The following is a 21,652-nucleotide window of genomic DNA, read 5'->3' on the forward strand; positions in this document are numbered from 1 at the left end:
TCTGTGCTACCGTTCGACTTGCATGTGTTAGGCCTGCCGCCAGCGTTCAATCTGAGCCATGATCAAACTCTTCAATTTAAAAGTTTGATGCTCAATGAATTAAACTTCGTAATGAATTACGTGTTCACTCGTTGAGACTTGGTATTCATTTTTCGTCTTGCGACGTTAAGAATCCGTATCTTCGAGTGCCCACACAGATTGTCTGATAAATTGTTAAAGAGCAGTGCCGCTTCGCTTTTTCTCAGCGGCGCGGGGTGTGCATATTACGCCATCCCGCTACGAAGTCAAGCATTTAATTTCGCTTTCTTCGTCGGAATTCTCAGTGGAACCCCGCTGACCCGGCGGCTTGTAATCCGTTGTTCCGTGTCAGTGGAGGCGCATTATAGGGAGTTATTTCAGACTGACAAGGGGAAATTTAAAATAACTTTCCAAGTGCGTATTTTTTCACCAAAACAACCATTAACATGCCATAAAATAAGCAAATTGCCGTTTTTGCAGCCGCAATCACACTTCCAGGTGGCATACTAATGAATAAGAAAAAGAGTAAGGAAGAACATTCATGCCGTTAAATGCCCAACAGCTAGCCGCACAGAAAAACTTGTCCTACGTTCTGGCCGAAAAGCTGGCTCAGCGAATATTAAAAGGTGAATACGCGCCGGGTGCGATATTGCCTGGCGAAATAGAGCTGGGCGATCAGTTTGGCGTGAGTCGCACCGCGGTAAGAGAAGCAGTAAAAACATTAACGGCAAAAGGTATGGTATTACCGCGCCCACGTATTGGTACACGCGTCATGCCGCAAGCAAACTGGAACTTCCTTGACCAGGAGCTGCTCACCTGGTGGATGACAGAAGATAATTTCCCACAGGTCATTAAACATTTTCTGGTGATGCGTATCAGCCTGGAGCCTCAGGCGTGCTTACTGGCAGCGACCATAGGTACGGCTGAACAGAAAGCGCACCTCAACACGCTGATGGAAGAGATGGTCGAGCTGAAAAGAAACTTCAGACGCGAACGCTGGATTGAGGTTGATATCGCCTGGCATGAGCACATCTATGAAATGAGTGCGAATCCGTTCCTTATTTCCTTTGCATCTCTGTTCCATTCGGTTTACCAGACCTACTTTACCTCTATTACCTATAACGATGTGGTGAAACTGGATTTGCACCAGGCCATTGTCGACGCAATAGATGATAACGATGGCGATCGCGCCTTTGCTGCCTGTCAGGCATTGCTGATAGCACCGAACGTGCTACCGGATAAATAATATGTCAGAAAAGAAATCACGCAGTATGGCCGGGCTACCGTGGATAGCAGCCATGGCCTTTTTTATGCAGGCATTAGACGCCACGATCCTCAATACCGCCCTACCCGCAATAGCACATAGTCTTAACCGCTCTCCACTCGCCATGCAGTCGGCTATTATCAGCTATACCCTGACTGTCGCGATGCTGATCCCGGTAAGTGGTTGGTTGGCAGACCGATTTGGTACCCGACGCATCTTTATGATTGCCGTTAGCCTGTTCACGTTGGGATCGCTGGCCTGTGCGCTGTCCAGTTCCCTAAGCGAGCTGGTGATTTTCCGTGTCATTCAGGGGATCGGTGGCGCCATGATGATGCCCGTTGCCCGTCTGGCGTTATTGCGTGCCTACCCCCGCAGTGAACTGCTTCCCGTGCTTAACTTCGTCACCATGCCTGGACTTGTGGGGCCGATTTTAGGTCCGGTATTGGGCGGTGTACTGGTTACATGGGCCAGTTGGCACTGGATCTTCCTGATTAATATTCCAATTGGCATTGCCGGTATCTTCTATGCCCGCAAATATATGCCGAACTTCACCACGCCACGCCGCGGTTTTGATATGACCGGTTTCTTTCTGTTTGGTTTGAGCCTGGTGTTGTTTTCCAGCGGCGTTGAATTGTTCGGTGAGAAGCTTGTCGAGACCTGGGTCGCACTCGGTATTATTCTTGCCAGTGTGTTGTTACTACTCGCCTATATTCGCCATGCGCGTCGCCACCCAACGCCGCTGATATCGCTTCCGATATTTAAGACTCGGACCTTTTCTGTTGGGATCGCCGGAAACCTCGCCACTCGCCTGGGCACAGGCTGCGTGCCCTTCTTAATGCCGCTGATGTTGCAGGTAGGATTTGGATATCCGGCTCTGATAGCCGGCTGCATGATGGCGCCAACAGCGTTAGGTTCAATTCTGGCAAAATCCATGGTGACGCAGGTTCTGCGCAAACTCGGCTACAGGACCACATTGGTGGGTGTTACGGTATTTATCGGCCTGATGATTGCGCAGTTCGCTTTGCAATCTCCTGCCATGCCGGTCTGGATGCTAATCCTGCCGTTGTTCATTTTAGGTATGGCGATGTCCACCCAGTTTACTTCAATGAATACCATCACTCTGGCGGATCTGACCGATGAAAACGCCAGCAGCGGCAACAGCGTATTGGCCGTTACTCAGCAGTTATCAATCAGTTTAGGGGTTGCCATCAGCGCCGCCGTTCTGCGTATCTATGAAGGTATGGAAGGAACCAATACGGTCGAGCAGTTCCACTACACCTTTATGACGATGGGCGCTATCACGGTAATATCCGCGCTGATGTTCATGCTGCTAAAAGCCAAAGATGGACGTAACCTGATCAAAGATCGGCACAAACCTAAACCGACCCCCGCTCCATCAGAACAGGAGTAAGCTGCAAACGCTGTTGCTGTAATGCGGGCTGCGCCATCCGGTGAATTAATACATCGATGGCCAGTTCGCCCAATTCATCTTTTGGTTGGTGGATGGTCGTCAGGGGCGGCGTCATATAGCGCGCCAGCTCGATATCATCGTAACCCACCACAGCCATATCCTGCGGAATGCGCAATCCTGACTGGTACAGAGCCTGATACGCGCCAACTGCCATTGCATCATTGCCTGTAAAAACGGCCTGCGGTCGCTGTTTATGCGACAGCAACGTTTGCATAGCTTCAAAGCCGCCGCCGAACTCAAAGTCACCGGTAATCTCGTAGCCTTCCGGAACAGGCAACCCCGCCCGCTTCATTGCTGCCCGATATCCTTCCAGACGCAAACGCGCCGGGGTTTTATCCAGCGGCCCGGTGATGCAGGCAATGCGCGTAAAACCTTTTTCGATAAGATGTTGCGTGGCTAAATCCCCGCCCAGCAAGGAATTATCCTGAATCAGATCGCTTTCACCATCAAAAGGCGACCAGTCCATCATCACGGTCGGTATAGAAGGATAACGCTGCATTATCTCTCTGGAAGGCTGATGTGTTTCGGTGCAGAGCAGCAACAAGCCGTCCACACGTTTTTGCATCAGAGTTTCCAGATTACGGTTCATGCGCTGTTCATCGCCTTCGGTATTGCACAGCACCAGACTGTAGCCGCGCTCAAAACAGCTACGTTCAACGCCGCGCACTAGTTCAGAATAGAAGGGATTGGTACTGGCAGTGATTAACATGCCAATCGTGCGGGTCTGGTTTAACTTGAGGCTACGCGCCAGCGCTGAGGGCGCGTAGTTCAGCGCTTTAATTGCAGCTTCTACTTTGTCAGTGACGGACTCACTGACAAAGCGATCTTTATTAATGACGTGAGAAACCGTCGACGTGGAAACACCCGCCAGGCGGGCGACGTCCTTCATTGTAGCCAAGCGTTACCTCTGTTGACTTAAAAACGCTTCTATTTCTTCGCGCCACGGAACGGAAGGCTGTGCGCCTTTACGGGTAACCGCTATCGCCGCAGCGGCATGCGCAAAACGGATCGCTTCAGGCAGCGGAGTCTCTTCCAGCAACGCTGTAATTAACGCGCCATTAAAGGTGTCTCCAGCGGCAATAGTATCAACGGCTTCCACTTTAAAACCGGGCACACGCTGACCTTCGCCATTAACGCTGGCCCACACACCGCGACTACCTAAAGTAATCAGTACAGTATGGATACCTTTAGCGTGCAATGCCTGCGCCGCTTTGGCCGCGTCTTCATCATTTTCGACCCGGATCCCCGTCAGCTTTTCAGCCTCGGTTTCATTCGGGGTAATAATATCCACCAGCGCCAGCAGTTCATCAGAAAGTTCACGTGCCGGTGCCGGGTTCAGGGCGACCATGGTCTTATTTTGATGTGCAATCTTTGCTGCAGTCAGTACGCTTTCGATCGGCGATTCTAACTGCATAAGTAAGGCGGACGCCTGAGCAATACGCTCATGCTGCGCTTCCACCAGCGCTGGCGAAAGAGCTGCGTTCGCTCCGGCATGAATGCCGATAACGTTCTCACCTTCACCATTCACAAAAATCAACGCCACACCGGTCGATTCCCCCGAAATTACGCTAATCGGCGCAATATCGATGTTATCTTTGGCTAACTGTTTACGTACACTTTCGCCAATATCATCATCGCCCGTACAGGCAATGAATGCGATATTCGCGCCACTACGACCCGCAGCAACAGCCTGATTCGCGCCTTTACCGCCAAATGCGACCTGATAATGGCTACCAGTTACGGTTTCACCAGGTGTCGGGAAAGAGTTAAGGTTAAGGATGTGATCGGCATTGATACTGCCAAGAACAACGAGGTTGCCTGCGGTTTTCATATTTGGTGTTCCAAGTCAAAGTGCGCCACCGGGTTAGGGTGGCGCGTGCCCTGCTTTTCTTTTTACGCTTTCATCCCCAAAATCAGATACGGGGATGGCGTATTTATGTCTCCATCAGGCCGCGAGCGACCTGAATCGGTATTACTGCTTGATGACCAGCTTCAGGTCAACCGGATACTTAGCCTGAACCTTCTCGCCTTTCAGGACTTTATCCGCAGTCTCAACGCCTTTCGCGCCGATCTGATCCGGCAACTGAGCAATAGTCGCAGCCAGTTTGCCATCATTTACTGCTTTTTCGCCATCTGGAGTGCCGTCAAATCCAACCACCATCACATCAGATTTACCCGCGGTTTGCAGTGCGCGCAGCGCACCCAGCGCCATTTCATCGTTCTGGGCAAATACGGCCTGCACATCAGGATGCGCGGTCAGCAGGTTCTGCATGACGTTCAGACCTTTGGTGCGGTCGAAGTCTGCCGGCTGGCTGGCCAGTACGTTAAATTTGTGTGCCGCAACGGCCTGCTGGAAACCTTCACCACGCTCACGCGCCGCTGAAGTTCCGGCAATCCCCTGCAGTTCGATAACTTTCGCGCCTTCACCGGCTTTCTTCGCGATGTAATCACCCGCAATTTTGCCACCCAACACGTTATCAGACGCAATGTGGCTTACCACTTCGCCTTTGGAGGCAACACGGTCAAGGGTAATAACCGGAATTTTTGCCTGGTTAGCCATCTTCACCGCATTACCAACGGCATCAGAGTCAGTCGGGTTGATCAGCAGAATTTTAGTTCCACGAACCGTTAAGTCCTGAACGTTAGCCAGCTCTTTCGCCGGGTTGTTCTGCGAGTCCAGAATCACCAGGTTGTAACCCAGCTTATCCGCCTCTTTTTGCGCCCCATCCTTCAGAGAAACAAAGAACGGGTTGTTGAGGGTGGAGACCACCAGCGCAATGGTATCTTTCGCCATCGCATTCGCGCTCACGGTGGCGCTCAGCGCAACAGCAGAAACCAGGGTAGCCAGTTTTTTCATGTTCATATTTAAGATGTCCTGTAATCGTTGTTACTGCTTTTTGTTGTCTACCAGTACCGCCAGCAAAATAACCACCGCTTTGACGATCATCTGGTAATAGGAGGATACACCTAACAAATTCAAACCATTATTGAGGAAACCAAGAATCAATGCGCCGATCAGCGTCCCAACAATACGTCCTTTACCACCCGCCAGGCTGGTACCGCCTAACACCACCGCTGCGATCGCATCCAGCTCATAGCCAGTACCTGCTGTTGGTTGCGCAGAGGAGAGGCGCGCGACTTCAATGATGCCCGCCAGCGATGCCAGCAGACCGCACAGTGAGTAAACGATAATTTTGATTTTACTGACGCTGATACCAGACAAACGCGTTGCCGCTTCGTTACCGCCCAGCGCGTAGATATAACGGCCCAGACGAGTGTGGTGCAGCATGTACCACGCCGCGAGGAAGACAATCCCCATGATCCACACTGGCGTAGGGATGCCTAACGGACGACCAATACCAAACCAGCCAAACAGATCGGCATTGTCAGTAAATCCGGTATTAACCGGACTGCCGTTGGTGTACACCATGGTCACGCCGCGCAGCAGCAGCATCATCACCAGCGTTGCAATAAACGCCTGCACCCGACCTTTCGCAACAATCACCCCGGTGACTGCACCAATGGCAGCGCCGAGCGCCAGGGCTGCAGCAACAGCCACCAGCGCATTGACCTCAATCCCTACAATTGAAGCCGCAACCGCGCCGGTAAGCGCCAGCAAGGAACCGACGGACAGATCGATACCTGACGTCAGGATAACCAGCGTCATGCCAACGGCCATGATAGCGTTCACCGACGTTTGCTGGAGAATGTTGAAAAGGTTATTAACGGTAAAAAAGTTAGGGCTCATGGTGGAAACAATCGCGATCAGCACTAACAGAGCGATGAGCGACTTTTGCTCCAGAAGCCATGCTTTAGTGAAATAACGGCGACCAGAAACAGCCTGGGTAGTCATCTTTTTTACTCCTGATTCACGCGATTAAGCTTGCCCACAGCGGCAGCCATTAATACTTCCTGAGTGGCCTGCTCGCGAGTGAACTCACCGCCGAGATGCCCTTCATGCATAACGATAATTCGATCGCTCATGCCCAATACTTCTGGCATCTCAGAGGAGACCAGAATGATGCTTAGCCCATCGGCCTTAAACTGGTTGATAAGCTGATAGATTTCTTTCTTGGCCCCAACATCAACGCCGCGCGTTGGTTCATCGAGGATCAGGACTTTTGGTCGGGTCATCAGACCGCGTGCAATCGCCACTTTCTGTTGGTTACCACCGGAGAGCAGACCGATGGCCTGTTCCATTGATGGTGTTTTAACATTGAACAGACGAATGAAATCACCCACCGCCTGCTGCTCATCTTTATGTTTAAGGCTTCCACCGGCGCGGCTGAAATAACGCAGCGCTGTTAGTGACATGTTCTCTTTCACCGACATGCCCAGCACTAAACCATCGCGTTTACGGTCTTCAGAAATATAGACGATGCCGTTAGCCAACCCATCCTGCGGCGAACGGGTGACAACTTCATGGCCATCAAGCGTGACGTAGCCGCTGGTGCGTGGCAGTGCGCCGTACAAGACTTTCATCAGCTCGGTACGTCCAGCACCCATCAGCCCCGATACGCCAAGGATCTCGCCTTTACGCAGCGTGAACGAAACATCGTTTACGCCAGGGCCGCACAGGTTATCGACCTTCAGGCGAATATCACCCGGTACTTTTTCCAGGCGCGGGTACTGATCTTCCAGCTTACGTCCCACCATCATTTCAATCAGCGAGTCTTCGGTAAGCGTTGCAACTTCACGCTCGGCAATAAACTGCCCGTCGCGGAAGACGGTTACGTCGTCGCAAATCTCGAAGATCTCTTTCATACGGTGAGAAATATAGACAATGCCGCGTCCCTGGGATTTCAGTTCGCGGATGACGCGGAACAGGGATTCGGTTTCGGTATCGGTGAGGGCATCCGTCGGTTCATCCATAATGATGACTTTCGATTCAAAGCTCAGCACTTTGGCAATTTCGACCATCTGCTGATCGCCAATCGATAGCTCACCAACCAGTCTGTCGCTTTTAAAGCGCAGATTCAGTTTGGCGAGCAGCAGATCGGCTTCGGCGTACATCTTCTTCCAGTCAATTTTGCCAAAGCGATTCACAAACTCACGGCCAAGAAAAATGTTCTCGGCGATAGTGAGTTGCGGGATCAGGTTCAGCTCCTGGTGGATGATGCCGATTCCAGCTTCCTGAGAGGATTTAGGGCCGTTAAAGGTGGTCTCTTTCCCCAGCCACAATAAAGAACCGGCATCACGGGTATAGATCCCGGTCAGCACTTTCATCATGGTGGATTTGCCCGCGCCATTTTCGCCCACCAGCGCCATTACGCGGCCAGGGTAGACATTCAACGCGGCGCCGGATAGCGCTTTTACGCCCGGGAACGCTTTATCGATCCCTTTGAGTTGCAGTAATGCGTTCATGATGGCCTCAGAACGTGACGCCAGCACAGAGAATGATATTCGCATACGGAGAACACTCTCCGCTGCGAATTACCGCCTGACTGTCTGCGGTTTGTTTTTTGAATTGTTCATGCGTGGTGTAACGAATTTCTATGGTGTTTCCCTGGTGTTGTTGCAGTTGCTCAATGTGGCTGAGCAACGTTTCGTGGAGTTGCGGATTATGTTGTTTAATTTCCGACGCGAGAATGGCCGCCTCTACCTGCATTTCACGTGTGACCACATCCAGTACCTGCATAAAAGAAGGTACGCCCTGGGTTAATGCCATATCAATACGCGTTGTGCTGTTCGGGATGGGTAAACCTGCATCACACACCACCAGCGTATCGGTATGCCCCAGACGGGAGATCACCGTTGAAATTTCAGAGTTGAGTACCGTGCCTTTCTTCATTTTCTTTCCCCACTAGCGAAACGTTTCGCTGGAGATAAGTGTATTGCGAAGAGTGGACAGAAAACCACCGCGACGTTACGAAAATGTGATCGCCATCGAAACGTTTCGCAAGGATTATCATTCGATGAAATGAAAACTGAGAGGGGCAAAACAAAACGCCCCCTTTCGCGATGAAAGAGGGCGTCGATGAGATTAAATCTCTACCTGAGTACCAAGCTCAATAACCCGGTTCGGTGGGATTTCAAACTGGTCCGGCGCGCGCAGCGCGTTGCGCTGTAGCAGCAGATACAGCTTGCCGCGCAGACGTAGGTACCATGGCCGCTTGCCAACAATCAACGACTCATGCGACATGAAGAAGGACGTTTCCATCATCCGACAGCTTAAGCCTTCCAGACCGCAGCGATGGAACACCTCCTCCACGTTCGGCGTTTCGCGCCAACCGTAGCTGGCCACCACGCGCCAGAAGGTGGGCGATAACTGCTCAATTTGCACTCTACGCACGTTGTGAACATAGGGCGCATCTTCCGTGCGCAGCGTCAGCAGAATAACGCGCTCATGCAGCACCTTGTTATGCTTGAGGTTATGCAGAAGTGCAAACGGGATGACGTTCAGTGCGCGGGACATATACACCGCCGTTCCCGGCACGCGTACCGGTGGCGATTTCTCCAGAGAAGCAATCATCGCCTCCAGAGAGTTACCGTGCTCATGCATGCGACGCAGCAGACGGAAGCGTTCGCTTTTCCAGGTGGTCATGATGGTGAACATCACCAGACCCAGCGTCAGAGGCAGCCAACCGCCGGAAATAAGCTTATCGAGGTTCGCGGAGAACAGCGGAACATCGACGCACAAGAACGCCACCAGGATCAGGAAGACGAAGTATTTATTCCAGTGCCAGTTTTTGCGCGCCACGGTGGTCGACAGAATTGAAGTCAGTACCATCGTCCCCGTTACCGCAATCCCATACGCCGCAGCAAGATTACTGGAGTGTTCAAAGCTCACTATCACGATAACTACCGCAAAATAGAGCATCCAGTTAACGAAAGGAATGTAAATCTGGCCCGATTCCATTTCCGAGGTATGGATGATACGCATCGGCGATAAATACCCCAGACGTACGGCCTGACGCGTCAGCGAGAAGACGCCAGAGATAACCGCCTGAGAGGCGATGACCGTTGCCAGCGCGGCGAGGATCAACAATGGAATTAATGCCCAGTCCGGCGCCAGCAGGAAAAACGGGTTTTTGATCGCTTCAGGATGCTTTAACAGCAACGCGCCCTGCCCAAAATAGTTCAGCACCAGTGAAGGCAATACCACGGAGAACCATGCCAGACGAATCGGCAATTTACCGAAGTGGCCCATATCCGCATACAGCGCTTCAACACCGGTAATCGACAGCACCACCGCACCCAGCGCGATAAAGGACAGCGTTTTGAATTCGAGGAAGAAATGCACCGCCCAATACGGATTGAGCGCCTGCAGTACTTCCGGATTGCCAATAATACTGCGCACGCCTAATACCGCGAGCGTCAGGAACCATAGCAGCATAATCGGCGCAAACAGCTTACCGACCATACCGGTACCGTGTTTTTGAATCAAAAACAGCAGGGTCAGCACAATTATTGAGAGCGGAACAATCCAGGTATCCAGTTGCGGGGCAACTATCTCCAGACCTTCAATCGCAGACATCACCGAAATGGCTGGCGTAATCACCACTTCACCATAAAAGAAGCTGCCGCCTATCAATCCCATAATGACCAGCATGGAGGTTGTTCGCGCCGAGGTATTGCGCCCAGCCAATGACATCAGCGTCAGGATCCCGCCTTCTCCGGCGTTATCTGCGCGCATGACAAACGTCAGGTATTTAATGGAGACAACAAAGATCAGCAGCCAGAAAATCAGCGAGAGAAAACCAAATACGGCATCACGTTCAACGCCAAAACCAAACTGGCCGGACAAACATTCACGAAGCGTATAAAGTGGGCTGGTACCAATATCACCGTAGACAACCCCAATGGCCGCAAGGGTAATCGCAGACAATGATTGTTTATTATCAGTGCTCATAGACTCGTCTTTCGTTTATACACATCATCTTTCAAGCCACTCCGTGTGGGCTGCATTCGTTATTCCCCCCATCCCAGAAGAAAACTCCATTGCCGCCTTGGTGCAGCTTGATTGATTTGGTGTATATATAAGAAATGTGTGCGTCGTCCCTTGGCCCACAAAAAGGCGCACAGTATGCACGATTAATCACAAAATCGTACCCCTAAATGAGACCAGATTAATCTGGCTCAAAGAAAAATAAGCGCACCTTCAGTCTATTACTGCAATGGTGTGAAGCATCTATACTCGCAGTTTATGCAGTACATTTGGCGAAAGGACGCCACTTCATTATGGCTCACCCACATTTATTAGCGGAAAGAATTTCCCGTCTGAGCAATGCGCTGGAAAAGGGACTTTATGAACGTAGCCACGCCATTCGTCTGTGTCTGCTGGCAGCACTCAGCGGCGAGAGCGTTTTCTTATTAGGCCCCCCGGGGATCGCAAAAAGCTTAATTGCCCGCCGACTGAAGTTTGCCTTCCAAAACGCACGCGCTTTTGAATACCTGATGACGCGCTTCTCTACGCCCGAAGAGGTGTTTGGTCCGCTGTCCATTCAGGCGTTAAAAGACGAAGGTCGCTATGAACGCTTAACGGCGGGCTATCTTCCTGAAGCTGAAATCGTTTTTCTCGATGAAATCTGGAAAGCAGGCCCGGCAATTCTTAACACCCTGTTGACCGCCATTAACGAACGTCATTTCCGTAACGGCGCGTATGAAGAAAAAATTCCGATGCGTCTGCTGGTGGCTGCTTCCAACGAACTGCCTGAAGCCGACAGCAGCCTGGAAGCGCTGTACGACCGTATGCTGATTCGTCTGTGGCTGGATAAAGTTCAGGACAAGGCCAATTTCCGCTCCATGCTGTTAAGTCAGCAGGATGAAAGCGACAATCCGGTCCCGGCATCATTGCAGGTGACGGATGAAGAGTATCACCAGTGGCAAAAAGACATTAGTGCGATCAAGCTTCCCGATCGCGTGTTTGAGCTCATTTTCACGCTGCGCCAGCAGTTAGACGTGTTACCGAATGCTCCTTATGTGTCCGATCGTCGCTGGAAAAAAGCGATCCGCTTACTCCAGGCCAGCGCTTTCTTTAGCGGACGTGATGCGGTAGTACCTATCGACCTGATCCTGCTGAAAGATTGCCTGTGGTACGACGCGCAAAGCCTGAATCTGATGCAACAGCAGCTTGAAATATTGATGACCGGACACGCCTGGCAACAGCAAGCCATGCTGACGCGCCTGGGCAGCATTGTGCAGCGCCGCATTCAGCTCCAGCAGCAGCAAAGCGACAAAACGGCGTTCACGGTGATCCGCCAGGGCGGAATGTTCAGCCGTCGTCCTCATTATGATTTACCGCCAGAAGCCTCGTCTTCTGTCGTGACATTACTGCTGCAAAAGCCTTTAAAACTGCATGATATGGAGGTTATCCATATAGCTTTCGAACGTGGCGCACTGGAACTGTGGCTAACAAAAGGCGGTGAGATCCGCGGAAAACTAAACGGAATAGGCTTTGCCCAAACGCTGAATATGGAAGTCGATAGCGCACAGCATCTGGTTGTGCGCGATGTCAGTTTACAAGGTTCTCGCCTGGCGCTGCCGGGTGCTTCGCAAGAGAGTATGCCCGCAGAGATAAAACAGGAGCTTGAGGCGCTCGATAACGAGTGGCATCAGCAGCACAGCGCATTCAGCGAACAGCAAAAATGCCTGTTTATTCATAGCGACTGGTTAGGCCGCATTGAAGCCAGCCTGCAGGATGTCGGGGCGCAAATCCGCCAGGCACAACAATGCTGACCCTTGATACGCTCAACATCATGCTGGCAGTCAGCGAAGAGGCGATGATCGAAGAGATGATCGTCGCCCTGCTGGCTTCCCCAAAGATGGTGGTATTTTTTAAAAAATTTCCTCGCCTTAAAAAAGCGATCACTGACGACATTCCCCGCTGGCGTGAATCATTGCGTAGCCGCCTCAAAGATACCCATGTACCGCCGGAGCTGATGGAGGAGGTTATGTGCTATCAACAAAGCCAGCTCCTCTCTCATGCGCAGTTTATCGTTCAGCTACCGCAAATATTATCGCTATTGCACCGCCTCCATTCGCCGTGGGCCGGGCAAGCGCAGCAACTGGTCAATGACAACAGCTCCTTTACGCCCGCCCTACATACGCTTTTTCTCCAGCGCTGGCGCCTGAGCCTGGTGGTGCAAACCACAACGCTGAATCAGCAACTGCTGGAAGAAGAGCGCGAGCATTTGCTCAGTGAAGTACAAGAACGGATGACCCTCAGCGGGCAACTGGAACCTGTACTGGCAGAAAATGACAACGCAGCAGGCCGGTTGTGGGACATGAGCGCGGGCCAAATCAAGCGCGGTGATTATCAGTTGATGGTGAAATACGGCGAATTTCTGACGCAACAACCCGAACTCCAGCGCCTGGCCGAACAGTTAGGTCGTTCCAGAGAGGCGAAATCCGTGCCGCGTAAAGATGCGCCAATGGAAACCTTCCGTACGCTGGTGCGCGAACCTGCAACCGTCCCGGAGCAGGTGGATGGCATCCAGCAAAGTGACGATATCCTGCGCCTGCTACCGCCAGAGCTGGCCACGCTGGGCATTACCGAACTGGAATACGAGTTCTACCGACGGCTGGTGGAAAAGCAACTGCTCACCTACCGCCTGCACGGCGAAGCATGGCGTGAGAAAGTAACGGAACGTCCGGTGGTGCATCAGGATTTTGACGAGCAGCCGCGCGGGCCTTTTATCGTCTGCGTTGATACCTCGGGATCGATGGGCGGATTTAATGAGCAGTGTGCGAAAGCCTTTTGCCTGGCGCTAATGCGCGTTGCCCTTGCCGATAACCGGCGCTGTTTCATTATGCTGTTTTCAACAGAAGTGGTGCGCTATGAGCTTTCCGGTCCGGAGGGCATCGAGCAGGCGATCCGCTTTTTAAGTCAGCGCTTTCGTGGCGGCACTGATATTGCCAGCTGTTTTCGCGCCATTATTGAACGCATGCAGGGTCGGGAATGGTTTGATGCCGATGCGGTGGTTATCTCAGATTTTATCGCTCAGCGATTGCCCGATGAAGTAGTCAGCAAAGTGGGAGAATTACAGCGGGTGCACCAGCACCGTTTTCATGCGGTAGCGATGTCAGCACATGGCAAACCCGGCATCATGCGCATTTTCGATCATATCTGGCGCTTTGATACCGGGATGCGAAGCCGCCTGCTCAGACGCTGGCGGCGTTAATTGTTACAGCAGAGAAGCGACGCTTTCACGAACCAGGGCCGGCCATACGCCACACTGAACCTGACCAATGTGCGGTAATTGCAGCAACAGCATGGTCAGACGCGACTGCCCAATGCCGCCACCAATTGTCTGCGGCATTTCACCGCGCAGCAGCGCCTGGTGCCACTCCAGACTCAGGCGATCTTCATCACCGGTCAGAGACAGCTGGTGTTTCAGGGCGTCAGCATCCACACGAATCCCCATAGAAGACAGCTCAAACGCATCTTCCAGAACCGGGTTCCAGACCAGAATATCACCGTTCAGACCGGCATGACCCAGCTCGGACGCTGAACTCCAGTCATCATAATCCGGCGCTCGTACGTCATGACGGTGACCGTCACTGAGCTTGCCGCCGATCCCCACCAGGAATACCGCACCCAGCTCTTTAGCGATCGCACGTTCACGACCTTTTGCATCAAGATCCGGATAACGAGATAACAGCTCCTGGCTATGAACAAAGTGGATCTGCTCTGGCAGGAACGGTGCCAGACCAAACTCTTTGCTAACCGCAGCTTCGGTGGCCTTAATTCCCGCCCAGATAGCCTCTACCGTGCTTTTCAGAGTGGAGAATTGACGCTCACCGTCGCCCATCACGCGCTCCCAGTCCCACTGGTCAACGTACACTGAGTGCAGCGGGGAGAGGCGATCTTCATCGGGACGCAGGGCTTTCATGTGCGTGTACAGCCCCTCGCCTGCGCTAAAGTCGTGTTGTCCTAACGTTTGACGCTTCCACTTCGCCAGTGAATGAACCACTTCGAATTGAGCGTCTGGCAATGCTTTAACCTTCACCTGCACCGCTTTTTCACAGCCTGACAAGTTATCCTGCGTGCCATCTCCAACGCGGCTGAGGATCGGCGCCTGAACTTCGATCAGGCCTAAACGCTCTTCCAGCTGGCGAGAAAAATGAGATTTTACGAAGCTAATTTGACGTTGTTTGGCAATGTAAGCGGTTTTCATTATGTGTACTCCTGTGTCCTGTTGCCTATGATTAAGCAACAGAATGGAGGTAATATTCAATAATCAACAAACAAAAAGCCGACTTCGATTTTGATTCGTTAAAAATTACGTCTAAAATAGAGGGAATCATTAATCTACATAAGAAAAACCTATGGAAAATTATCAGATCGACAATCTGGACCGCGGCATTCTTGACGCCTTAATGGAAAATGCTCGTACCGCCTACGCAGAATTAGCCAAACAGTTCGGCGTCAGCCCAGGAACAATTCACGTTCGCGTAGAAAAGATGAAGCAGGCGGGGATTATTACCGGCGCGCGGATTGATGTCAGTCCCAAACAATTGGGTTATGACGTCGGCTGCTTTATCGGCATCATCCTGAAAAGTGCGAAAGACTATCCGTCAGCGCTGGCCAGACTGGAAAGCCTCGATGAAGTGACCGAAGCGTATTACACCACCGGGCACTACAGCATCTTTATTAAGGTGATGTGCAAGTCGATCGACGCATTGCAGCAGGTACTTATCAACAAGATCCAAACAATTGACGAAATTCAGTCCACTGAAACCCTGATCGTCCTGCAAAACCCGATCATGCGTACCATCAAGCCATGATCGGTTTTTTTAATCCCCTATTTTTCCACAGGTAGATCCCAGCTCGCTCACAGCGTACAATACGCCCTCTTTATAAAGGTGGGCGATCATGGCAGACATCACTCTTATCAGCGGTAGTACGCTTGGCAGTGCGGAATATGTAGCAGAGCATCTGGCTGAAAAGCTGGACGACGCCGGTTTTTCCAGCGAAATACTGCATGGGCCAATGCTTGAAGAGGTTCCGACTGACGGGATCTGGCTGATTATCAGCTCCACGCACGGTGCGGGAGATATTCCTGACAACCTACAGCCTTTATATGATGCGTTACGCGAGCAAAAGCCGGACCTGTCACAAGTGCGCTTTGGTGCAATCGGGATAGGCAGTCGTGAATATGACACCTTTTGCGGCGCAATCGACAAGCTGGAAGCCGAATTGAAGGCCTGTGGGGCAAAACAGATCGGCGAAACACTCAGGATCAACGTACTGGAACATGAAATTCCGGAAGATCCGGCTGAAATTTGGCTGGGATCGTGGCATCCGTTGCTCAGAGATTTGTAAAGATCGTACTTTTTTATGTGGATAACTCTGGTTAAAAGCTTGGATCAACCGGTAGTTATCCCAAGAACAACCGTTGTTCAGTTTTTGAGTTGTGTATAACCCTTCATTCTGATCCCAGCTTATACGGACCAGGATCACCGATCATTCACAGCTAATGATCCTCAGCAACCTGTTGATCTTACTTAAAGGATCGTCCTTATCCACAGAAAGGTGCGATCCTAATAAGAGATCACAATAAAACAGATCTCTAAATAAAAAGATCTTCTTTTTAATACCCAGGATCCCAGGTCTTTCTCCATCGACTAAAGTTGAGTAGAATCCACGGCCCGGGCTTCAATCCATTTTCACACCGCGTTATGCGAGGCAATTACCATGTTTTATCAGGATCCTTTTGACGTCATCATCATTGGCGGGGGTCATGCAGGCACCGAGGCCGCAATGGCCGCGGCGCGAATGGGTCAACAGACTCTGCTTTTGACACACAATATCGACACTCTGGGGCAGATGAGCTGCAACCCGGCGATCGGCGGTATTGGGAAGGGACACCTGGTAAAAGAAGTGGATGCGCTTGGTGGGTTGATGGCAAAAGCGATCGACCACGCAGGTATCCAGTTTAGGATACTAAACGCAAGCAAAGGGCCAGCCGTTCGCGCTACCCGAGCTCAGGCCGATCGTGTGCTCTATCGCCAGGCGGTACGCACTGCGCTGGAGAATCAACCCAACCTGATGATCTTCCAGCAGGCGGTTGAAGATCTGATTGTCGAAAACGATCGCGTTGTGGGTGCAGTAACCCAAATGGGACTGAAGTTCCGTGCCAAAGCGGTCGTATTAACCGTGGGGACTTTCCTCGACGGCAAAATTCATATTGGTCTGGATAACTACAGCGGTGGCCGCGCTGGCGATCCGCCGTCCATCCCGCTGTCACGCCGTCTGCGTGAACTGCCGCTGCGCGTCAGCCGCCTGAAAACCGGTACACCGCCGCGTATCGATGCGCGCACGATTGATTTCAGCGTGCTCGGCCAGCAAAACAGCGATAACCCGATGCCGGTCTTCTCATTCCTGGGCGATGCTTCTCAACATCCGCGCCAGATGCCGTGTTACATCACGCATACCAATGAGAAAACCCATGACGTGATCCGCAATAACCTCGATCGTAGCCCAATGTACGCTGGCGTGATCGAAGGTATCGGCCCACGCTACTGCCCGTCGATCGAAGATAAAGTGATGCGCTTTGCCGATCGTAACCAGCATCAGATCTTCCTCGAACCGGAAGGGCTGACCTCTAACGAAATTTACCCGAATGGCATCTCCACCAGCCTGCCGTTCGATGTGCAGATGCAAATTGTCCGCTCCATGCAGGGGATGGAAAATGCCAGAATCGTCCGCCCTGGCTACGCGATTGAGTATGATTTCTTCGATCCGCGTGATCTAAAACCTACTCTGGAAAGCAAATTCATCCAGGGTCTGTTCTTTGCGGGCCAGATTAACGGTACAACTGGTTATGAAGAAGCCGCCGCACAAGGCATGCTGGCTGGTCTGAACGCCGCGCGTTTGTCTGCTGAAAAAGAGGGGTGGGCACCGCGTCGCGATCAGGCTTATCTTGGCGTGCTGGTGGACGACCTGTGTACGCTGGGTACCAAAGAACCGTACCGTATGTTCACATCTCGCGCTGAATACCGTTTGATGCTGCGTGAAGATAACGCCGACCTGCGTCTGACCGAAATTGGTCGTGAACTGGGTCTGGTGGACGATGAGCGCTGGGCTCGCTTCAACGAGAAACTGGAGCGTATCGAACAGGAACGCCAACGTCTTAAATCAACCTGGGTGAATCCGTTAGCGGAGTCCGCAGCAGAAGTGAATGCTCACCTGGCTACACCTCTGTCACGTGAAGCGAGCGGTGAAGATCTACTGCGTCGCCCGGATATGACCTATGCTCAGTTGACCTCTTTATCTGCGTTCGCACCCGCGCTTGATGATGCTCAGGCCGCAGAACAGGTTGAGATTCAGGTGAAATACGAAGGGTATATTGCCCGTCAGCTGGAAGAAATTGAAAGACAACAGCGCAATGAAAACACCCTGTTGCCTGCAACGCTGGATTATCGCCAGGTTTCTGGCTTGTCGAATGAAGTTATCGCTAAGCTGAACGATCACAAACCCGTCTCGATCGGTCAGGCATCGCGTATTTCCGGCATAACGCCTGCCGCCATCTCCATTCTGCTGGTATGGCTGAAAAAACAAGGTATGCTGCGCCGCAGCGCTTGATAACACTATTTTGGCGGGGGCGCTTCGCTTGCCCGCCGTACGAATTTGTAGGCCCGATAAGCGAAAGCGCATCGGGCATTTGATTATTAACAGGTAACGACCGTGCTCAACAAACTCTCTCGTCTGCTGGCTGATGCCGGTATTTCTCTTACCGATCACCAGAAAAATCAGCTGATTGCGTATGTCGATATGCTGCACAAATGGAACAAAGCGTACAACCTGACGTCGGTGCGGGATCCCAACGAAATGCTGGTACGCCATATTCTGGACAGCATTGTCGTTGCACCGTATCTGAAGGGTGAGCGTTTTATCGATGTAGGTACGGGACCGGGCCTGCCGGGAATTCCGCTTTCTATCGTGCGTCCAGAAGCGCATTTCACACTGCTCGATAGCCTGGGAAAACGTGTTCGTTTCTTGCGTCAGGTGCAGCATGAGCTTGCGCTTACTAACATCACTCCAGTTCAAAGCCGTGTTGAAGAATTTCCTTCAGAACCGCCGTTTGATGGGGTGATTAGCCGTGCTTTCGCTTCACTCAATGATATGGTTAGCTGGTGTCACCATTTGCCGGGCCAGAATGGGCGTTTTTATGCGCTAAAAGGGCAGTTGCCTGCAGATGAAATTGATTCGCTGCCAGCAGAATTCAGCGTTGAGTCCGTCGAAAAATTACGCGTTCCGCAGTTGGATGGTGAACGTCATTTGGTGGTTATTAAGCCAAACAAAATTTAATTTTTATCAAAAAAAATAGAGAAAAAACGGCTTTTCAGGTGTTAAAAGTCATAGGTAATAGTGTGGTTAAATGTCGTTACATTTCACTAGTGCCTTACGGTTTTGCATCATAACTATAACGTACCGTTTTTTGTTAAAAGCGAAACAAGTCAGCTGTGAAAATATCAGTCTGCTAAAAATAGAACGTAAGAATCACCGCTTGTGTTAATTTTTTATTATAAATGTCAATGAGCGGTTTTTTTGTTGTTAGGCGTTGTTTTTGAAATAGTGGCTATTTTTACGCTTAAATATCAAAAAGATGAAAAGGCATCAATTGCCACGTAAATAAATTATGCGAAGGTGAATATGTTCAATATGTGATCTGGTGCACGCTTTGACGCCAGTGTTTTCGCGGTATTTGCAGTTTTGCATGATCGTTCACAGTTTGCCTAAAAGTAATAAATGTGGGGCAGCGAAAAATATTTAAACATTTATTCACTTTTTAGCTACTTATTGTTTGAAATCACGAAGGCGCACCGTATAATTTGTCCGCTTTTTGATGCTTGACTCTAAGCCATAAAGAACGTTTTATACGACACGCGGCATACCTCGAAGGGAGCAGGAGTAAAAACGTGATGTCTATGTCGCTCTTGAGTCGAAACGTTGCTCGTAAGCTTTTGCTCACACAGCTTCTGGTTGTAATAGCAAGTGGATTGCTGTTTAGCCTCAAAGACCCTTTCTGGGGCATCTCCGCGTTGTGTGGAGGATTGGCAGTGTTACTGCCTAATGTGTTGTTTATGATATTTGCCTGGCGTCACCAGGTACATACACCAGCGAAGGGCCGAGTAGCCTGGTCGTTCGCTTTCGGCGAAGCCTTCAAGGTATTAGCGATGCTGGTGTTGTTGGTGGTGGCGTTGGCTGTTTTGAAAGCGGTATTCATGCCGCTGATCGTTACGTGGGTTTTGGTGCTGGTGGTTCAGATACTGGCGCCGGCTGTAATTAACAACAAAGGGTAAAGGCATCATGGCTTCAGAAAATATGACGCCGCAGGATTACATAGGACACCATCTGAATAACCTTCAGTTGGACCTACGTACATTCTCGCTGGTGGATCCGCACAACCCCCCAGCCACCTTCTGGACGCTCAATATTGACTCCATTTTCTTCTCGGTGGTTCTGGGTCTGTTGTTCCTGCTTATGTTCCGTAGCGTAGCCAAAAAGGCGACCAGCGGCGTACCAGGTAAATTTCAGACCGCGATTGAGCTGGTAATCGGCTTTGTGCATGGTAGCGTGAAAGACATGTACCATGGCAAAAGCAAGCTGATTGCTCCGCTGGCCCTGACGATTTTCGTCTGGGTATTCCTGATGAACTTGATGGATTTGCTGCCTATCGACCTGCTGCCGTACATCGGTGAGCATATCTTTGGCCTACCGGCTCTGCGTGTGGTTCCGTCTGCTGACGTGAACATCACCCTGTCGATGGCGCTGGGCGTATTTATCCTCATTCTGTTCTACAGCATCAAAATGAAAGGCATCGGTGGCTTCGCGAAAGAGTTGACGCTGCAGCCGTTCAATCACTGGGCGTTCATCCCTGTCAACTTAATCCTTGAAGGGGTAAGCCTGCTGTCCAAACCAATCTCTCTTGGTCTGCGACTGTTCGGCAACATGTATGCCGGTGAGCTGATTTTCATTCTGATTGCTGGTCTGTTGCCGTGGTGGTCACAGTGGATCCTGAATGTGCCTTGGGCCATTTTCCACATACTGATTATCACGCTGCAAGCCTTCATATTTATGGTTCTGACGATTGTCTATCTGTCGATGGCATCTGAAGAGCATTAATTTACCAACACTACTACGTTTTAACTGAAACAAACTGGAGACTGTCATGGAAAACCTGAATATGGATCTGCTGTACATTGCTGCCGCTGTGATGATGGGTCTGGCGGCAATCGGTGCTGCGATCGGTATCGGCATCCTCGGGGGTAAATTCCTGGAAGGCGCAGCGCGTCAACCGGATCTGATTCCTCTGCTGCGTACTCAGTTCTTTATCGTTATGGGTCTGGTGGATGCAATCCCAATGATCGCTGTAGGTCTGGGTCTGTACGTGATGTTTGCTGTCGCGTAGTAAGCGTTGCTTGAATTAAGAGCAATATCAGAACGTTAACTAGATAGAGGCATTGTGCTGTGAATCTTAACGCAACAATCCTCGGCCAGGCCATCGCGTTTGTCCTGTTCGTTCTGTTCTGCATGAAGTACGTATGGCCGCCTTTAATGGCTGCCATCGAAAAACGTCAAAAAGAAATTGCTGACGGCCTTGCTTCTGCAGAACGAGCACATAAGGATCTTGACCTTGCAAAGGCCAGCGCGACCGACCAGCTGAAAAAAGCGAAGGCGGAAGCTCAGGTAATCATTGAGCAGGCGAACAAACGCCGTGCTCAGATCCTGGACGAAGCTAAAACTGAAGCAGAGCAGGAACGTACTAAAATCGTGGCACAGGCGCAGGCGGAAATTGACGCCGAGCGTAAACGTGCTCGCGAAGAGCTGCGTAAGCAAGTTGCTATCCTGGCTGTTGCTGGCGCCGAGAAGATCATCGAACGTTCCGTGGATGAAGCTGCTAATAGCGACATCGTGGACAAACTTGTCGCTGAACTGTAAGGAGGGAGGG

At 51.2% G+C, this 21,652-nt stretch carries 20 protein-coding genes and 1 rRNA gene; 12 read left to right on the forward strand and 9 right to left on the reverse strand.

Annotated features, from left to right (window positions below; translation table 11 throughout):
• A 16S ribosomal RNA gene (locus OGY37_RS10405) occupies positions 1–78 on the reverse strand; the annotation flags it as partial.
• A 481-nt stretch (positions 79–559) separates the two neighbouring features.
• Here OGY37_RS10405 and OGY37_RS10410 point away from each other — a divergent pair.
• Both OGY37_RS10410 and mdtD read left to right on the forward strand, forming a co-directional pair.
• Entirely contained in the window at positions 560–1,264 is a 705-nt protein-coding gene (locus OGY37_RS10410) for a FadR/GntR family transcriptional regulator (RefSeq protein ID WP_003023753.1), read from the forward strand.
• Between the two features lies 1 nt (position 1,265).
• Entirely contained in the window at positions 1,266–2,693 is a 1,428-nt protein-coding gene (mdtD, locus tag OGY37_RS10415) for a multidrug transporter subunit MdtD (RefSeq protein WP_126319721.1), read from the forward strand.
• On the opposite strand, the gene rbsR is transcribed toward mdtD, so the two are convergent.
• The 7 genes from rbsR to kup all read right to left on the reverse strand — a co-directional run bounded on the left by rbsR (position 2,659) and on the right by kup (position 10,605).
• On the reverse strand, positions 2,659–3,651 hold the full coding sequence (gene rbsR, locus OGY37_RS10420; RefSeq protein ID WP_003023757.1) for a ribose operon transcriptional repressor RbsR: 993 nt from the start codon (positions 3,649–3,651) through the stop codon (positions 2,659–2,661). The two genes, mdtD and rbsR, sit on opposite strands and share 35 nt — an antisense overlap.
• 3 nt (positions 3,652–3,654) lie before the next feature.
• Entirely contained in the window at positions 3,655–4,584 is a 930-nt protein-coding gene (gene rbsK / locus OGY37_RS10425; RefSeq protein ID WP_003826997.1) for a ribokinase, read from the reverse strand.
• 141 nt (positions 4,585–4,725) lie between these two features.
• Complete coding sequence (rbsB, locus tag OGY37_RS10430) at positions 4,726–5,616, reverse strand: ribose ABC transporter substrate-binding protein RbsB (RefSeq protein WP_003023760.1); 891 nt, start codon at positions 5,614–5,616, stop codon at positions 4,726–4,728.
• Between the two features lie 24 nt (positions 5,617–5,640).
• Complete coding sequence (gene rbsC, locus OGY37_RS10435; RefSeq protein ID WP_003826999.1) at positions 5,641–6,606, reverse strand: ribose ABC transporter permease; 966 nt, start codon at positions 6,604–6,606, stop codon at positions 5,641–5,643.
• 5 nt (positions 6,607–6,611) lie between these two features.
• A complete protein-coding gene (gene rbsA, locus OGY37_RS10440; RefSeq protein ID WP_286620753.1) occupies positions 6,612–8,117 on the reverse strand; it encodes a ribose ABC transporter ATP-binding protein RbsA in 1,506 nt (501 codons plus the stop codon).
• 7 nt (positions 8,118–8,124) lie between these two features.
• On the reverse strand, positions 8,125–8,544 hold the full coding sequence (gene rbsD / locus OGY37_RS10445) for a D-ribose pyranase (protein ID WP_003827001.1): 420 nt from the start codon (positions 8,542–8,544) through the stop codon (positions 8,125–8,127).
• 192 nt (positions 8,545–8,736) lie between these two features.
• The gene (gene kup / locus OGY37_RS10450; RefSeq protein WP_003827003.1) at positions 8,737–10,605 is read right to left on the reverse strand and encodes a low affinity potassium transporter Kup; all 1,869 of its coding nucleotides are present in this window, start codon (positions 10,603–10,605) and stop codon (positions 8,737–8,739) included.
• A 329-nt stretch (positions 10,606–10,934) separates the two neighbouring features.
• Between kup and ravA the strand changes: the two genes are divergently transcribed.
• Both ravA and viaA read left to right on the forward strand, forming a co-directional pair.
• Positions 10,935–12,431 (forward strand): ATPase RavA, encoded by a 1,497-nt coding sequence (gene ravA / locus OGY37_RS10455; RefSeq protein ID WP_148362644.1) that lies wholly within the window; start codon positions 10,935–10,937, stop codon positions 12,429–12,431.
• The gene (viaA, locus tag OGY37_RS10460) at positions 12,425–13,876 is read left to right on the forward strand and encodes an ATPase RavA stimulator ViaA (protein ID WP_286620755.1); all 1,452 of its coding nucleotides are present in this window, start codon (positions 12,425–12,427) and stop codon (positions 13,874–13,876) included. The genes ravA and viaA overlap by 7 nt, the downstream gene beginning before the upstream one ends.
• Before the next feature lie 3 nt (positions 13,877–13,879).
• On the opposite strand, the gene asnA is transcribed toward viaA, so the two are convergent.
• On the reverse strand, positions 13,880–14,872 hold the full coding sequence (asnA, locus tag OGY37_RS10465) for an aspartate--ammonia ligase (RefSeq protein ID WP_286620758.1): 993 nt from the start codon (positions 14,870–14,872) through the stop codon (positions 13,880–13,882).
• Positions 14,873–15,023: 151 nt separating this feature from the next.
• Here asnA and asnC point away from each other — a divergent pair, with 151 nt between their 5' ends.
• The 8 genes from asnC (at position 15,024) to atpF (ending at position 21,642) form a co-directional block, all read left to right on the forward strand.
• Positions 15,024–15,482 (forward strand): transcriptional regulator AsnC, encoded by a 459-nt coding sequence (asnC, locus tag OGY37_RS10470; RefSeq protein ID WP_003023780.1) that lies wholly within the window; start codon positions 15,024–15,026, stop codon positions 15,480–15,482.
• An 88-nt stretch (positions 15,483–15,570) separates the two neighbouring features.
• Entirely contained in the window at positions 15,571–16,020 is a 450-nt protein-coding gene (gene mioC / locus OGY37_RS10475; protein WP_003827013.1) for an FMN-binding protein MioC, read from the forward strand.
• Positions 16,021–16,392: 372 nt separating this feature from the next.
• Complete coding sequence (mnmG, locus tag OGY37_RS10480) at positions 16,393–18,282, forward strand: tRNA uridine-5-carboxymethylaminomethyl(34) synthesis enzyme MnmG (protein ID WP_003827014.1); 1,890 nt, start codon at positions 16,393–16,395, stop codon at positions 18,280–18,282.
• Positions 18,283–18,384: 102 nt separating this feature from the next.
• Positions 18,385–19,008, forward strand: a complete 624-nt coding sequence (rsmG, locus tag OGY37_RS10485) for a 16S rRNA (guanine(527)-N(7))-methyltransferase RsmG (protein ID WP_003827017.1) — start codon at positions 18,385–18,387, stop codon at positions 19,006–19,008.
• A 614-nt stretch (positions 19,009–19,622) separates the two neighbouring features.
• The gene (gene atpI, locus OGY37_RS10490; protein WP_003827019.1) at positions 19,623–20,003 is read left to right on the forward strand and encodes a F0F1 ATP synthase subunit I; all 381 of its coding nucleotides are present in this window, start codon (positions 19,623–19,625) and stop codon (positions 20,001–20,003) included.
• 7 nt (positions 20,004–20,010) lie between these two features.
• Positions 20,011–20,826, forward strand: coding sequence for a F0F1 ATP synthase subunit A (atpB, locus tag OGY37_RS10495; RefSeq protein ID WP_003023792.1), 816 nt, complete (start codon positions 20,011–20,013; stop codon positions 20,824–20,826).
• A 46-nt stretch (positions 20,827–20,872) separates the two neighbouring features.
• Positions 20,873–21,112, forward strand: coding sequence for a F0F1 ATP synthase subunit C (atpE, locus tag OGY37_RS10500; RefSeq protein ID WP_003023794.1), 240 nt, complete (start codon positions 20,873–20,875; stop codon positions 21,110–21,112).
• A gap of 59 nt (positions 21,113–21,171) precedes the next feature.
• Positions 21,172–21,642, forward strand: coding sequence for a F0F1 ATP synthase subunit B (gene atpF, locus OGY37_RS10505; protein ID WP_003827022.1), 471 nt, complete (start codon positions 21,172–21,174; stop codon positions 21,640–21,642).
• The last annotated feature ends 10 nt before the right edge of the window (positions 21,643–21,652 follow it).

Source organism: Citrobacter sp. Cpo030 (assembly GCF_030333005.1).
Taxonomy (GTDB): domain Bacteria; phylum Pseudomonadota; class Gammaproteobacteria; order Enterobacterales; family Enterobacteriaceae; genus Citrobacter; species Citrobacter portucalensis.

Bases quoted from the DNA above. Each gene is read 5' to 3' on its own strand.
- OGY37_RS10410 (WP_003023753.1), top strand. From the start codon at position 560: ATGCCGTTAAATGCCCAACAGCTAGCCGCACAGAAAAACTTGTCCTAC.
- mdtD (WP_126319721.1), top strand. From the start codon at position 1,266: ATGTCAGAAAAGAAATCACGCAGTATGGCCGGGCTACCGTGGATAGCA.
- rbsK (WP_003826997.1), bottom strand. From the start codon at position 4,584: ATGAAAACCGCAGGCAACCTCGTTGTTCTTGGCAGTATCAATGCCGAT.
- rbsB (WP_003023760.1), bottom strand. From the start codon at position 5,616: ATGAACATGAAAAAACTGGCTACCCTGGTTTCTGCTGTTGCGCTGAGC.
- rbsC (WP_003826999.1), bottom strand. From the start codon at position 6,606: ATGACTACCCAGGCTGTTTCTGGTCGCCGTTATTTCACTAAAGCATGG.
- rbsA (WP_286620753.1), bottom strand. From the start codon at position 8,117: ATGAACGCATTACTGCAACTCAAAGGGATCGATAAAGCGTTCCCGGGC.
- rbsD (WP_003827001.1), bottom strand. From the start codon at position 8,544: ATGAAGAAAGGCACGGTACTCAACTCTGAAATTTCAACGGTGATCTCC.
- kup (WP_003827003.1), bottom strand. From the start codon at position 10,605: ATGAGCACTGATAATAAACAATCATTGTCTGCGATTACCCTTGCGGCC.
- ravA (WP_148362644.1), top strand. From the start codon at position 10,935: ATGGCTCACCCACATTTATTAGCGGAAAGAATTTCCCGTCTGAGCAAT.
- viaA (WP_286620755.1), top strand. From the start codon at position 12,425: ATGCTGACCCTTGATACGCTCAACATCATGCTGGCAGTCAGCGAAGAG.
- asnA (WP_286620758.1), bottom strand. From the start codon at position 14,872: ATGAAAACCGCTTACATTGCCAAACAACGTCAAATTAGCTTCGTAAAA.
- asnC (WP_003023780.1), top strand. From the start codon at position 15,024: ATGGAAAATTATCAGATCGACAATCTGGACCGCGGCATTCTTGACGCC.
- mioC (WP_003827013.1), top strand. From the start codon at position 15,571: ATGGCAGACATCACTCTTATCAGCGGTAGTACGCTTGGCAGTGCGGAA.
- mnmG (WP_003827014.1), top strand. From the start codon at position 16,393: ATGTTTTATCAGGATCCTTTTGACGTCATCATCATTGGCGGGGGTCAT.
- atpI (WP_003827019.1), top strand. From the start codon at position 19,623: ATGTCTATGTCGCTCTTGAGTCGAAACGTTGCTCGTAAGCTTTTGCTC.
- atpB (WP_003023792.1), top strand. From the start codon at position 20,011: ATGGCTTCAGAAAATATGACGCCGCAGGATTACATAGGACACCATCTG.
- atpE (WP_003023794.1), top strand. From the start codon at position 20,873: ATGGAAAACCTGAATATGGATCTGCTGTACATTGCTGCCGCTGTGATG.